Below are 12419 nucleotides of genomic sequence, written 5' to 3' on the forward strand. Positions count from 1 at the left end.
CCGTTCCCCTATCACCCAACTGGGGATCAGCTTAAAGTTTTGGTGCGCTATCTAATTCGCAAGCCCGCGCAAGCAGGGTCTTGGCCGACGAAACATGCCATCGCCGCGGGATGTGTGTCGCGCCAGCTCGACGACGCTGCGTTCAAGTGTCACTGTCGGCGCCGGCGTTTATTTTGCTGCTCCTTAGTACCCATTCACGCCACACGGTGAGCAGCAATGCCATGATGACCGGACCGACAAACAAACCCATCAGACCGAAGCTGGCGAGACCACCGAAGACACCGATGAACGCATACAGAAATGGTAGCCGTGCCGCGCCGCCGACAAGCGTTGGCCAGACAAAATGATCTCCGCAAAGCATCACAATGACACCCCAGCCGAATAAGGCAGCGGCGGCTGCCCCGCTACCGCCGGTAAAAAGAAGTGTTGCGGCGGCGACTGAAAACACCGCCCATGCGCCGAACGGGAGCATCGCGAACGCTATCGTAAGGACGGTGAACAGGGTGGGGTTTGAAACGCCTGCTAAAATGTAGCCAACGCCAATGAGTAAGCCTTCGGCAGTCGCAACGATCACGGTACCGTTCATTGTGCCTCGAATTGCGACGACAGACTTCTCGACCAGTTGCTCTCCAGGTTCTCCAAGAATGCGATCCGCCGTCACTAAGAAATGGCGAGCTATCCCTTCGCCATGCCGCAGCAGCACGAACAGCACCATCAAAGACATGAAGAGCAAGAACAGGCGTTGAATCAATTGACTGCCAAATGCCGTAAGAAAGCTGTTAGCGCTGTCAACGTTCAAGCTTTGCAGCCAGGCTGCGGCGGATTCGGGTTTGGCCAAATTCTCTCGCCACCATTGCGCGATCTGCGTCGCTGCAATCGGCAGGTGATCGACCCATTCCGGGACATTTATCCCAGTATCGTGAGCGCGCTTAATAAGGTCGCTCAGAACACCGCTCTGCTCAGCCAGCTGATACAGGGTCAGAGACAGCGGAAAAACAATAATCAACGTGACGAGAAGGGTGAACAGCAACGCGCTGAGGTTCGACGGACCGTGCGACATCCACCGGGCCACCTTGATGTAAAGTGGCCACAGAGAAATCGCGAGCATTACTGACCAAATCAACGCGGGCAGGAAGTGAAACGCGGTCCAGATGGAGGCGGCTAGCAGCAAAAGCGCGAACACCGCTCTGGCGGCTTTTCGCGTTGCAGGATGTATCGGGAGAGGCTGAGCCGCCTCTGTGGCCTTTAATCGGCTCGCGGCAACGTGTTGCGCCTTTCGTGTCATGCCGCGTGCCTGGCTGGGAGCCCCTGAACGGGAGCTCTATCCCACGCCTTGGCTTCGGATGCGCTAGTGCGCGCCAGCAATGCAGTTTTTAATCCAACGATCCTTCTTGATCAGATGAACGCCAAATTTCATATGGCTCGCCCGCTCCTTGCATTGCGCTTTCTTGGCTGTATAAGCATTCCGCGGAGCAGCGGATGCATCCGGCGCGGTCACGCATATTGCGCCAGCTAGCGCGACAATCATTGCTACGCACCCTAACAGCCTCATAATCGCCTCCCGTTTTCGCATTCGCGCTGCCGTTTAATCCCCGGGCTTATACTTTGTTCCCGGCGCCTGAGGGGGCCTGTTGTCCCTAAGAGGGCAACATCTCGCCGCTCTCTATTGCGCGAGCCCGCGCGAGCACGTTCAAAATCGATGACACGTGCCATTGGCCGCCGCGTGCCGATCTAATGCCGCGTTGATTGAGCGCGCTGGCCATTTCACGCAGCGTTGCCGCACCGGTGCTGCGGATTGCTTGAATGATTGGAAGCAATTCCGCCACGAATTCATCGGCTGACGTGCTCTGAACGGATGCTTCATCATCAAAATCCAACCACCGCGTTATTGGGCGCGCTCTTGACTTACGTCGCGTCGGAACAGATATCGCCGGCACATTCATCCGGTGAGCGTGTGTCGGGGCGCAACCCGCAATTGGACAAGCAGGCTGACGAAAAGTCAGGCCTCGGGCTCGGGCAGTTGACCGGTACAGACGTTCGGCGAGAACGAGGCCTAGTGGAACTTGACAGGGGCGGGCCCGTTATTAGTTCCACAACCGTTCGCACAGCCCTGAATAGCGGCTGTTTTCGTTCATTCGATAACCGACCCGGCGCCGAGTAGTGGTCGACTATCAAAGGCTTTTCGAGGGCTCACCCGCTCTGTTCCTTGTGCTCGGCGCCGATGAGAGCTTTCCTATCTTGGATGCAAGCAACGTCTATCTGCAGGCGACGCACACGCGTCGCGACGCGATTGTGGGTCGGCCCCTTTTCGAAGTGTTTCCCGATAATCCAGACGACCCCTCGGCGACGGGTATCTTGAATCTTAAGGCGTCCCTCAAGAGGGTCCTTGCCGAAGGACAACCGGACGCGATGGCTGTGCAGAGATACGACGTCCGCCGCCCCGACGGGGAGTTTGAGGAGCGTTACTGGTCGCCGATCAACGCACCCGTGAAAGGGGCGGATGGCCAGCTGCAGTACATCATGCACCGGGTCGAAGACGTCACTGAGATCTCTCGACACGACCCCCTGACCCCGCACGCGGATGAGGCGATGCGGCTCGACGTCATGCTGCGGGCGCAGGAACTTCAGGAGGCAAACCGCCAGCTTCGGGAGGTCATAGAACAATTCCAGGCGGTCTACGATCAGGGGCTATTCGCCGCTCGCCTCCGTCCTGACGGTACGGTCCTCGACATCAACAGGTCCGCGCTCGAAGTTTGCGGCTTCAAACGGGAGGATGTCTTAGACCGGCCGTTCTGGGAGTGCGGGTGGTGGAATCGCTCGCCGAAGGTGATGGCCTGGGTTCGACACGCAGTGCAGCAATCAATCGCCGGCGAGCCGTTCCGTGGCGAGTCACTCTATTTCTGGGGAGATGGCTCGGAACACATCGTCGATTTTGCTTGCATGCCGGTCCGAGACGCCTCCGGGCGCGTATGCGTCCACGGACGAAGGGGGGCCGCGATCCGTAATCCGGACGACGATTTTTTTGCCGTTTCGTCGGTTTACGACACTAATCCGAGTTCCGAACGGCAACGTCCGGTGCGCAACCGTTAAAGCGCCCGGGTTCATATTCCTTTGCCAAACCTAAATTAGGTACTCCATCTGTATCATTTTTAATAGGCGAATCTGCCCGAGTTCCACAACATCTGCCCAACAACAAAAGTTGGGATGGGCGATGCCGTTCAAGATTGGGCCGTTGCGCAGCACGGTAGAGGGCTGCGGTTTTGCCATTGTAGACGACGCGGGAAAGCCACTCGTCACGTTCGAATATCCGACCATAGGCAAGGCAGACAGGCCGCTGAAGCCGCCGAGCAGATGCTTAAGGACTGCTCGAAAATCACGCCGCATCGACGAGAGAGGTAGGCCGCCTCAGTTGGCGACCTCTTTCGTTTAGATGCCTTGATTCTGTTCGTGTTGAAGCGGCAAGGCTAAAGGGCCCGGTACCCAAGCGCGGCCTGCTTCTTGCCGCTCGCCACGATCTGCAGCGCACCGTCCGGAAGCCTCTGTTGCAGGCCCGGCACGTCAGAGGCCGGTGCGTTCATCCAGCGGTCAACCTCTTCGAGTGTTCGCAAGATCACCGGCATCGTCTTGGGATGGATCGCGGCCACCTTAGTGTTCGGTTCCGAAGTTAGAAATCCGTACATGTCATTGGTGGTCTCGCTCTCTGACCTGCTGCGCCGATATCCATTTGGTCCAGATGCCTACGGAAAAGGCCAACGGCCGCTCTCATCAAGCGCGAGCCAGATATCGCCTCAGGCCGCCTTGTTGAAATCGCTTAACGATGTGAAAGGCACGACGCAGCGGCGCTTGATGTCGAGCCATCGCCTAGCGTTTCGTCTGCATTTCAACGGCGCGACCGAAGGATGGTTCTGGGACATCAATGCTCTGACGTTCGATCTGTGGTTGGTCGCCGTAATGTCCAGACACGCGGTAAGCTTAGAGAACGTCAAGGCGAAGCTTCGCGTTGCATTCAACGATGGTTTGAGACGCTACCGTTGAATGCCCGTTCAGAAAATTCCTTGGAACGCAATGACTTAGGCGCGCATTCTTTCATCGGAAGGTGCAACGCCTTATCAACAAGGAAAAACACGATGAAGAAGCTTTTGCTCACAGCTGCGATCGCTGGGTTGCTCATCGGCGGACCTGCGATGGCTCAGAACACGAACCAAAACAGCAGCCAGACTGGCAAGTCAGAGAACACGACCACTCAAAGCGATAGCAAGGTCGCGCCGAGCGGCGAACGACAGCGCGTCCGTAGCGACGCCACGATGCGCGATCGTGGTTCGATGGGCGAGCACGGCGAACGGCGCACGATGCGCGAGGGTGACCGTCGCGAACGCAGCAGCGTGAACGTTCGTATCGGGGGTGACGGCTATGGATACCGTCACCGGCATCATCGTGGTTACTATGCCTATGGCGAGGGTTGCCGCACGATCGTAGTTAAGAAGCACTATCACGGCCGCACCATCGTCAAGCGGATTCGTCGCTGCGGCTAATCTGATTGAAGTACGAAGACGAGAAGCCCCGCTTATCGAAAGCGGGGCTTCTTCTTTTTTCACGCGCCTCGCGCGGCTCGCCTCAATCCCGCGATGGTCAGTGGCTGCCCGGCACAGTGAACCCCAGTCAAGTTTGTAGTCAGGCGAAATCCACGCACTGTCGGCAAGCTCAGCGTCAGCACTCTTCAAGAAGGTTGGAAGAACGCCTGCGCCGGGATGGAGTTCGCAATCAACTTTGCCAAGAGCAATGCCGGCATTGTCAGCCCTGTGCTCTTGTCGTCACCTTTCATTCTCATTGCGCTCGGCTACTACGGCCACACCCGCAGTTACAAAATCGCGCCCGATGAAGCAAAGCTGCTGCGGTACTGGCTGTTGGTCGCAAATGCAAAGGGTCGGTTTTCGCGCGGTTCGAGCGAGACAATCCTCGATCAGGATTTGGCGATTTCGAGGGATGGCGGTTCTGTAAACGATCTGATTGAACGGTTGCGTCAGCAAGCGGGCCGACTCGATGTCACGCCGGAAGAGTTGGAGGGCCGTAACGTCAGAAGCGCAGTCTTCAAAACGATGTTCCTCGCGTTCAAAGAAGCAGGTGCGAAGGACTGGACTTCCAATCTCGCAATCGCTGTCGATCACTCCGGAGCGCAGCACAGGATTCAGTTTCATCACATATTCCCAAAGGACTCGCTTAAGGGCATTTACGCGCAGCGTGAGGTCGATGACATCGCAAATCTTGCGTTCATCAGCGGTGACACCAATCGCAAGATCAGCAAGACGAAGTTCAAGGACTACTTGCCTGACTTCATTAAGCGCATCGGCACCGAAGCGTTTGCCCATCAGTGCATTCCGCTGGACGACAATGTCCGCGAAGTCGATCAATACAAGAGCTTTTTAGCCGCCCGCCGCGCATCGATTGCAGAGCGGCTAAACGCATATCTCGGCGATCCTCTATAGAGTTGAGGCAGAGATCGGATGAAGTTCGCCATCATTCAAGAGCAAAGACGCGAGGCTCAGCCGGGACTATCTGGCACCTGTCCCTCTTGCAAGGCAGAGGTCATAGCCAAATGCGGCTCTCTCAGAGTCTGGCATTGGGCACATCGGGGCGTTCGTGTCTGCGACCCGTGGTGGGAACCGGAAACAGAGTGGCACAGGTCTTGGAAGAATGAATTTCCGGCCGATTGGCAAGAAGTCGTTCATTTTGCGCAGAGCGGCGAAAAGCACATTGCGGACGTGAAGACGCAAAGCGGTATGATCATCGAGTTTCAGCACTCGTTTCTCAAGATGGAAGAACGAGAGGCGCGAGAATTGTTCTATCGCAAGATGGTCTGGGTCGTTGACGGACGCAGGCGCAAGCGCGATGTCGAGCAACTATTGAAGTGTATCGGGCGATGCGTGTGGGATCAGCCACCTTTCATCCTCCATGTTACCAACCACGCCGAATGCGCGTTATTGCGCGATTGGAACTCGAGTTCGATGCCCGTCTATTTCGATCTGGGCGTCCGGCAGGAAGATGGCAGGCCGATTTTCTGGCGGCGCGATCCCATCAGCCGAAACGGCAGAACGTATTTGACGCCGGTCTCGCGCGAGTCATTCTTGAAGGTGCATCGTGAAGGCCTCGACGCCGAGCAGCAATTCTCGGAAGGCGTGAGCGTGATTGTGGATAGCCTCAGGCAGAATGCGCGACGCGCACAATCCCAGCAACCGCCTCGGGTCCAGCGGTACTTTATGAATAGTCGGCAGGGCCGACGCTTCTAAACAGGAATAGTATGCGTTGTTATCAGCCGCGCGATTGCGCTGATGTCGGACGGCGGTTCGAGCAGAACGACATTCACGCCTTCATGGTCCTGCACGGACCCGTATCGGACGGCTCCGAAGCCTGCGTGCCGCGCGCAGTCGGCCACGAACCTCGTGAACACGTATTCAGGCCGATCCCAACCATCTGACTTTCGCGGCGCAGCGCAGAGCGCGGATCGCGCCAGACACTGTATGACCTCGTCATCATCGCCATCGATATCGTCGCAGATCGTAAGGTCAAGAACTTTGCACGTGAGGTCCAGCTCTATCGTGGCGACCGATATAGGTTGCGATGCGCGCATTTCTCCTTTCACGGTGTTAGCTGAATCCGCGAGATACAGCATCGCGTGGCCCGCGTGATTGTATCGGCCTTCGGCGACTTTGGTTGCGGGCGGAGGCCCGAAGTCAGAAAGAGATGGACTTGCAGGAACGTCTTTCGCCATCCGGCCGCGATACCAGATCGATTTTGCTTGCAGGCTGTCCGCCGTCTCAAATCGCCGCTTGATGACGTCAAAAACCTTCGCTGCGAAGGGATGGCTCAAGAGGAGAAACGGCGATTTGCTGGCGAGGTCCGCGATGGAGCTTAAGTGAAACTCATCGACGAGGAACTTGTGTTCGAATATGTAGAACACGCCATCGAGGGCGGCGGCGCAGTTCGGGCACTCCAGCTTCTTCGAGAAGAGTTCGATTTCCTCAGGATAGAACGCTTCTTGAATACGACTCTGCTCCAGAAAGTATGAAATCTCGATCCCTGAACGCTGAAAATTTTCATCGCGCGCTGCCGTGCCCGGCCATTCGCGACAGAACTCGTCGTAGCAATGCTCGCAACACGAAATTCTCGAATCGAAATAATGTTCGAGGTCGCGATCAAAATACTCCTGGAAGATGTCCTGACGCTCTTCCATCGTATTGGCTGAGAAATGCTTGCTCTTCACAATGGCCTCATGGCGGACTTCGATGGCCGTCCTTCGTTTCCCTTCAGGCAGTTTTCAATCTCGTTGAGAAAATCCGAGATGACCGGGTCTTCGATGCCGACGGAGTTCAGGTGTCTTGCAATGTCGCGGACGTAATCGACGCCGCCGCCGCGTATGCCCTTGGCAATAATTGCCATCTCCGCTAGCTCTCTCAGCGACTTACCTGTGATGATTTGTTTTCCTTCATACATCGGCACAAGCGCGGTGACGTTTCTGCCGTCCTTCAGAAGGATCGCTTTCTCGCGCAGCGGAAACGTTTTTCCTTCGCGTTTCAGCAGGTCAGCCAACACGGCATCGCGTTTTTCATCGTCGAACTCGAAAGCGACGCCATGACAGTCGGCCTTGGAGGCGACGAGCCGCAGCGTTGGAGCGGGATGCTGTTTCGTCCCCCGGCTTTCGGTGGACGCCTTGTCAAAGGATCGTGCGTGCCCTTGCAACACCGCCGCGCTGCGGAATTTGCAGGCGTGGAGTTGTTCCCAGCCATCCGCCATCAGCGATCCGTATGCGAAGACCCAGAAACTCACGATGCGCCTTTGTCCGCTAGATTGAGGAAATACCGCGTGTGCCGCAGTTCGCCCGTCTTGGTGAGCGCGCCTTTCTCGACGAGGTCTTGCAGGTCGCGCGTCGCGGTGGCGCGTGAGGCTTTGCTGATGGTGATGTAGTTCTCTGCCGAGAGGCCGCCCTTGAAGCCGTCGATGCCCTCTTTGAACATGCGGGCGATGACCTTGTCCTGACGCTCGTTGAGCTGGTCCCGGAATTTCTCGTAGAATCTGGCCTTGCCGACGAAGAAATCGACGCGGGCAATCGTGTTGCGCTGCGCTTCAAGAATCGTGTTGGCGAAATATGTCAGCCAAGCCGTGATCTCCAGCTCCTTGTTGTTGCGCTCCAGCGCGGCGTAGTAGTCCTTGCGCTTGCGTTCGATGGTATAGGCAAGCGCGATCAGGCTGGGCTGATTGAGATTCTGGGCGAGTGATTTTTCTGCCAAGGCGCGGCCTATGCGCCCGTTGCCGTCTTCAAACGGGTGAATGCATACGAAATACAGATGCGCGATCCCGGCGCGAGTGAGCGCGGGCAGCGGCGTCTTGCCGTTCGGAGCCGTGTCGTTGAACCACGCATTGAAGCGCGTCATTTCTTTCGTCATGCGCGATGACGGCGGGGCCTCGAAATGCACCGTGCGCTTGTAGTCGGGACCTGAGATGACCTGCATTGGGTCTTCGTGCTTGCGATAGCCGCCGATGACGTTGATCTTCTTGTCACCCGAGAGCAGCATCTTGTGCCACGCGAACAGCGTCGCATCGTCGAGCGTTCTGCCGAAGTTGCGATAGAGATCGACCATCATCTCCGAGATGCCGCGCTCCGCCGGATCGACGCCGGGTTGTTCTGCGCCAAGACCGAGCTGATGACGTAGCGACGATTGCACGCTGTCCCGGTTCAGAATCTCGCCTTCAATCTCGGAGGTCTTGACCGCTTCCTCACTGATGAGATCGATCTTGAGGGTTTCCTGATCGTCCGGTCCTATATGTTTGCAGGCCCCGACGAACTCGCCTGACTGAAGCAGGAATTGTTGCTCCAGTTGGGCCAAAGCCTCTGATTTATATGAGAAATTCGGCCAGTCGGCCTGTTCCCAATTCCAAGTCATGAGCTATGGAATCCCTTTCTATAGCTCACCATATCACAATTTATGAGTTATAGGGAGCATTTCTATAGCTCACGTGCGATCCTTGGTGTCAGGACTGCCGCAACCCTTACCAGCCGATCAGGGCCGCCGGGCTGCGCAATCAGGGTTGGGTGGGACAGGGTGAAACCCGGAAAAGCCACTTAACGACGTTCTTGAATTGTTCTAGTCTGGATTCATGTCCAAGAATATTACCCCTAGCCAGCTGCTTGGGGAGATCGGCGAGGCGGCAGTCCGTCTGCGCTTTCTCACCATGGGCTTTCAATTCGACGGCCGCTCACGCCTCGAAGCGGGCGTCGATGGCATTGCCGAAGTCATGGACCGGGGACGACCTCTCGCCCGAATGATCGCGGTACAGGTCAAAGCGACGGACTCGGGACGGTACACGTCCGAGACCGATGCAGGCTTTTCCTACCTGATGCGTCCTGAAGACCTCGACTACTGGCGAGGCTCCAACCTTCCCATCATCATCGTCCTCTACCGGAAGTCGGACGACACCTTCTTTTGGAAGGAAGTCGGCAACCAGATCAAAGATGAAGAACGTCGGCTTCAGTTCGACAAGGCGCAGGATGTTCTGGACGTGAATGCCGTAGAGCGGCTTGCCGCGTTGACGGTGCCGAAAGCAGGATTCGGTTACTACGTTCCACCCATCGGCGGCGGTGAAGAAGCACTGGTCAACATACTGCCTGTCACACTTCCGAGCGAAGTGTTCGTATCCTCGACTCCGCACACTCCCAAAAAAGCTGCTGCGATCCTTCTCGACGGTGATGCGCCGCGATTTGATTGGGCCATCAAGGGCGGCACATTCTGGTCATTCAGCGACCCTCGCGAGACGGTTTGCAGAGATATCGTCGACCTAGATCAAGTCGAAGCTATCGATACGTCCTCTCTCGCATTCCATGAGGATCAGGACGAACAAAACAACTTCGCTTTTCTGCTGCGCAAGACGCTGGATCATCAGGTCCGGAACGAATTGCGCTGGAACAAGGAGCGCAAGCTATTTTACGTGCGGGCGTTAGCCGAAAACACGACGCGCACATTCGCATACGAGGCGTCCAAGAAGCGCACATCAACCGATGTCGTCAATGCGGTCATGAACAAGACCGACAAGACCAAGGTCGATTTCGTTCGTCACCACGCGTTCGTGCCGCGCTTCGAGCTGCTTTACGACCAATGGTATCTAGTGATCAACCCGACCTACTTCTTCACGACCAACGGCTTCATCCCGCATTCGTATCCGGCAGCTCTCCTTGCGGGCAAAAAGCGGATGGACAACAGCGCATCGCTTCGGGGCCAGGTCGTGATGTGGCATCGCTTCCTGAGTCAGGCGGATCGCGATGAAAGCAATCTGTTTGGTCAAGCATCGACCGAACCGCGCCTGCGGTTCGGCGAGCCCCCCGTCGTCGCTCTTGCAACGCGCGTCCCGGAAGACGTTTGGGGTTCGCAGAAAAAAGCTGCCTCCGAACCTGACGACGGACAGGAGCGGATGTTCGCATGAAGTTCGAGACGAAGATATTTGAAGAACCGCATCTGGAATTCGGTGACAAACATCACCATCCCGATCCGCGACTTGGGTTGTCGGAAGCCGGACCGCTGCAAATTCCCGTCGGCGACGTTGTCAGGATAGCCGTCATCGGCAGCTCCAAGACGGTCGAGGACGCGCAGGAGTTTTTCGAAGAAGCGGCGGCAGGCTTTCAGGGAAAGAGCGAGAAGCATCCCAATCTACATCCAGCTTTTCCCGGCCTCGGCAACCAGAACCCGTTCCGATGCAAATTCGAAATTCCTGAAGGCCGACAGTCGCCATCGCTCAATCCAAGATCGACAAGATCAGGAAAGAGCCTCATCACGGCAAAGCCGTCGAGATGGCCGTGGATGAAATCATCCAGCAACTGCAAACGCTCGATGAAAGCAGCCATCGGCCAGACGTAGCTATCGTAGCGTTGCCCGTCGAGCTGATCGAGCGGGTGTGGAATGCGAAAGTCGACTCCAAAGCGACTACCGAGAAAGACGATAGCGGCGGTTCAGATGCCCCTGACTTCCGGGGCATGCTTAAGGCTAAAGCGATGGACCTGAGCTTTCCGATTCAGATCGCTTGGGAAGACGTGTTTGACGAAAGCGCGAAAATTCCGCTGAAGGTCAAAGAAAGCCGCGCCCGGAAGATACAGGATCAAGCCGGACGAACGTGGAACTTGCTCACCACGCTTTACTACAAGGGCACCGGGCGCATCCCGTGGCGCAAGATGCCGCAAGACGGTGAGTTCACCGCTTGCTACATCGGCATCAGCTTCTACCGGGAAGTCGGAGGCCAGCAGCTTTTCACCAGCGCAGCACAGATGTTCGATGAGCGGGGCCGCGGATTCATACTTAAAGGAAAGCGGGCGCAAACAGAAAGTCGTGGTCGCCACCCGTACATGACGCACGACGACGCGCGGCAGCTAATCGCCGACGCGCTGACGGCGTACAAGAACCATCACAAGCACTATCCGGCGCGTGTGATCGTCCTGAAGACCTCCCAATTCCGCGATGAAGAGGCCGAAGGCATTTACGAAGCGATTGACGAAGCCGGACCGGAATTGCGTGATCTTGTTTGGGTACAAGAGTCCTATTCTGTCAAAGTGTTGCGCGATGGAAATTATCCCGTGATGCGCGGGACATTCGTCGATCTCGACGGCAAAGGCCTCCTTTATACAAACGGCAGCATGCCTTACTACGGAACCTATCCGGGAATGTATGACCCGCGCCCGCTGTTGTTGTGTCCGTATGAAGGGAGTGACAGCACCATCGCGCAGATCGCAAGTGAGGTGCTAGCTTTGACTAAGGTGAACTGGAATTCCACCCAGATGAATCAAAAGCTGCCGATACCGATCCGTGCTGCGCGCGCTGTCGGCGAAGTCCTTAAATACGTGACCGACCAAAAGATCAGCTCGGACTACGCAAGATATATTTAGCAAACTGTGTGAATTGCCGCCGTGTCTCTGTTCCAAGATAAGCAACGAACGCGGCAGGAGCCCAAAAAGCAGGGCGAGAGCGACTTTTCATTTTATGATTCGTGCGCGTGGCCTGAGATGGAAATATATCGTCAACTTGTAAACGGCTGGATCGATGCCTTTCCAGAAGCCGAGCAAGCTGAAATTGTCGTCCGGATGAAGGATAGTGACAGCATCTACTATCAGGCTGCGCTTGCCGAAGTAACGATGCACGCGGCGTTGCTGAACCTTGGCTACAAGGTCGAGATTCACCCAGACTCTCCGCACGGGACACGGAAACCGGACTTCCTCATCAAGACGCAAGAAGGGGTGCCTGTAAGGGCGAGCTGGCGGGCGGTGATTCCAATGCGGAGCATTTCATCGAAGCCGTTCATGGCACGGTTTACACCGAAGTCCGCACTTTCGCCGACGGGGCTATCGAGACCGAAGACAAAAGAAGAAACAATGGATACTGGGGCCG

General features: G+C 56.5%; 14 protein-coding genes and 2 pseudogenes. 8 read left to right on the forward strand and 8 right to left on the reverse strand.

All coding sequences use genetic code 11. The features are described 5' to 3' along the window. Positions 1–142: 142 nt before the first annotated feature. Together RHPLAN_RS10960 and RHPLAN_RS39265 are read right to left on the reverse strand one after the other, a co-directional pair. Positions 143–1285, reverse strand: a complete 1143-nt coding sequence (locus RHPLAN_RS10960) for an AI-2E family transporter (protein WP_068017226.1) — start codon at positions 1283–1285, stop codon at positions 143–145. A gap of 352 nt (positions 1286–1637) precedes the next feature. Beyond that, entirely contained in the window at positions 1638–1877 is a 240-nt protein-coding gene (locus tag RHPLAN_RS39265; RefSeq protein ID WP_157100208.1) for a hypothetical protein, read from the reverse strand. 283 nt (positions 1878–2160) lie between these two features. Here RHPLAN_RS39265 and RHPLAN_RS40115 point away from each other — a divergent pair. Next, positions 2161–2916 (forward strand): annotated as a pseudogene (locus tag RHPLAN_RS40115) (PAS domain-containing protein); the annotation flags it as partial. A gap of 52 nt (positions 2917–2968) precedes the next feature. Here the strand turns inward: RHPLAN_RS40115 and RHPLAN_RS41010 are convergent. Next, a pseudogene (locus RHPLAN_RS41010) lies at positions 2969–3105 on the reverse strand (RlpA-like double-psi beta-barrel domain-containing protein); the annotation flags it as partial. Between the two features lie 359 nt (positions 3106–3464). Next, positions 3465–3680, reverse strand: coding sequence for an SOS response-associated peptidase family protein (locus RHPLAN_RS40925; protein ID WP_068017231.1), 216 nt, complete (start codon positions 3678–3680; stop codon positions 3465–3467). On the opposite strand from RHPLAN_RS40925, the gene RHPLAN_RS40930 reads away from it, so the two are divergent. From RHPLAN_RS40930 to RHPLAN_RS10990, 4 genes are all read left to right on the forward strand, one after another. Then, positions 3679–4035 carry a hypothetical protein gene (locus RHPLAN_RS40930; protein WP_068017234.1) on the forward strand — a complete coding sequence of 119 codons (357 nt, stop codon included), beginning with the start codon at positions 3679–3681 and terminating at the stop codon, positions 4033–4035. The two genes, RHPLAN_RS40925 and RHPLAN_RS40930, sit on opposite strands and share 2 nt — an antisense overlap. 92 nt (positions 4036–4127) lie before the next feature. Further along, positions 4128–4532, forward strand: coding sequence for a hypothetical protein (locus tag RHPLAN_RS10980; protein ID WP_068017236.1), 405 nt, complete (start codon positions 4128–4130; stop codon positions 4530–4532). 216 nt (positions 4533–4748) lie between these two features. After that, positions 4749–5483 carry a hypothetical protein gene (locus tag RHPLAN_RS10985; RefSeq protein ID WP_068017238.1) on the forward strand — a complete coding sequence of 245 codons (735 nt, stop codon included), beginning with the start codon at positions 4749–4751 and terminating at the stop codon, positions 5481–5483. An 18-nt stretch (positions 5484–5501) separates the two neighbouring features. Then, positions 5502–6284 carry a competence protein CoiA gene (locus RHPLAN_RS10990; protein ID WP_068017253.1) on the forward strand — a complete coding sequence of 261 codons (783 nt, stop codon included), beginning with the start codon at positions 5502–5504 and terminating at the stop codon, positions 6282–6284. Here RHPLAN_RS10990 and RHPLAN_RS10995 read toward each other — a convergent pair. From RHPLAN_RS10995 to RHPLAN_RS11005, 3 genes are read right to left on the reverse strand one after another with little or no spacing between them, the layout of a single operon-like run. Next, on the reverse strand, positions 6281–7258 hold the full coding sequence (locus RHPLAN_RS10995) for an RES family NAD+ phosphorylase (protein ID WP_157100209.1): 978 nt from the start codon (positions 7256–7258) through the stop codon (positions 6281–6283). The genes RHPLAN_RS10990 and RHPLAN_RS10995 overlap by 4 nt on opposite strands. Next, positions 7255–7821 (reverse strand): gamma-glutamylcyclotransferase, encoded by a 567-nt coding sequence (locus tag RHPLAN_RS11000; protein WP_068017262.1) that lies wholly within the window; start codon positions 7819–7821, stop codon positions 7255–7257. Before RHPLAN_RS11000 ends, RHPLAN_RS10995 begins: the two co-directional genes overlap by 4 nt. Further along, positions 7818–8936 (reverse strand): Fic family protein, encoded by a 1119-nt coding sequence (locus tag RHPLAN_RS11005; RefSeq protein WP_068017265.1) that lies wholly within the window; start codon positions 8934–8936, stop codon positions 7818–7820. Before RHPLAN_RS11005 ends, RHPLAN_RS11000 begins: the two co-directional genes overlap by 4 nt. 214 nt (positions 8937–9150) lie before the next feature. Here RHPLAN_RS11005 and RHPLAN_RS11010 point away from each other — a divergent pair, with 214 nt between their 5' ends. Genes RHPLAN_RS11010 through RHPLAN_RS11015 form a run of 3 tightly spaced genes read left to right on the forward strand, consistent with a single transcriptional unit; the run spans position 9151 to position 11920 of the window. Then, the gene (locus tag RHPLAN_RS11010; protein WP_068017268.1) at positions 9151–10470 is read left to right on the forward strand and encodes a DUF4365 domain-containing protein; all 1320 of its coding nucleotides are present in this window, start codon (positions 9151–9153) and stop codon (positions 10468–10470) included. Then, positions 10467–10901, forward strand: a complete 435-nt coding sequence (locus RHPLAN_RS40495; RefSeq protein ID WP_237180108.1) for a hypothetical protein — start codon at positions 10467–10469, stop codon at positions 10899–10901. The genes RHPLAN_RS11010 and RHPLAN_RS40495 overlap by 4 nt, the downstream gene beginning before the upstream one ends. After that, positions 10841–11920: an argonaute/piwi family protein gene (locus RHPLAN_RS11015; RefSeq protein ID WP_237180109.1), complete on the forward strand. Its 1080-nt coding sequence runs from the start codon at positions 10841–10843 to the stop codon at positions 11918–11920. The genes RHPLAN_RS40495 and RHPLAN_RS11015 overlap by 61 nt, the downstream gene beginning before the upstream one ends. A gap of 87 nt (positions 11921–12007) precedes the next feature. Here RHPLAN_RS11015 and RHPLAN_RS39275 read toward each other — a convergent pair whose 3' ends face one another. After that, the gene (locus RHPLAN_RS39275; RefSeq protein WP_157100210.1) at positions 12008–12211 is read right to left on the reverse strand and encodes a hypothetical protein; all 204 of its coding nucleotides are present in this window, start codon (positions 12209–12211) and stop codon (positions 12008–12010) included. Positions 12212–12419: the final 208 nt, after the last annotated feature.

The organism is Rhodoplanes sp. Z2-YC6860, assembly GCF_001579845.1.
Taxonomy (GTDB): domain Bacteria; phylum Pseudomonadota; class Alphaproteobacteria; order Rhizobiales; family Xanthobacteraceae; genus Z2-YC6860.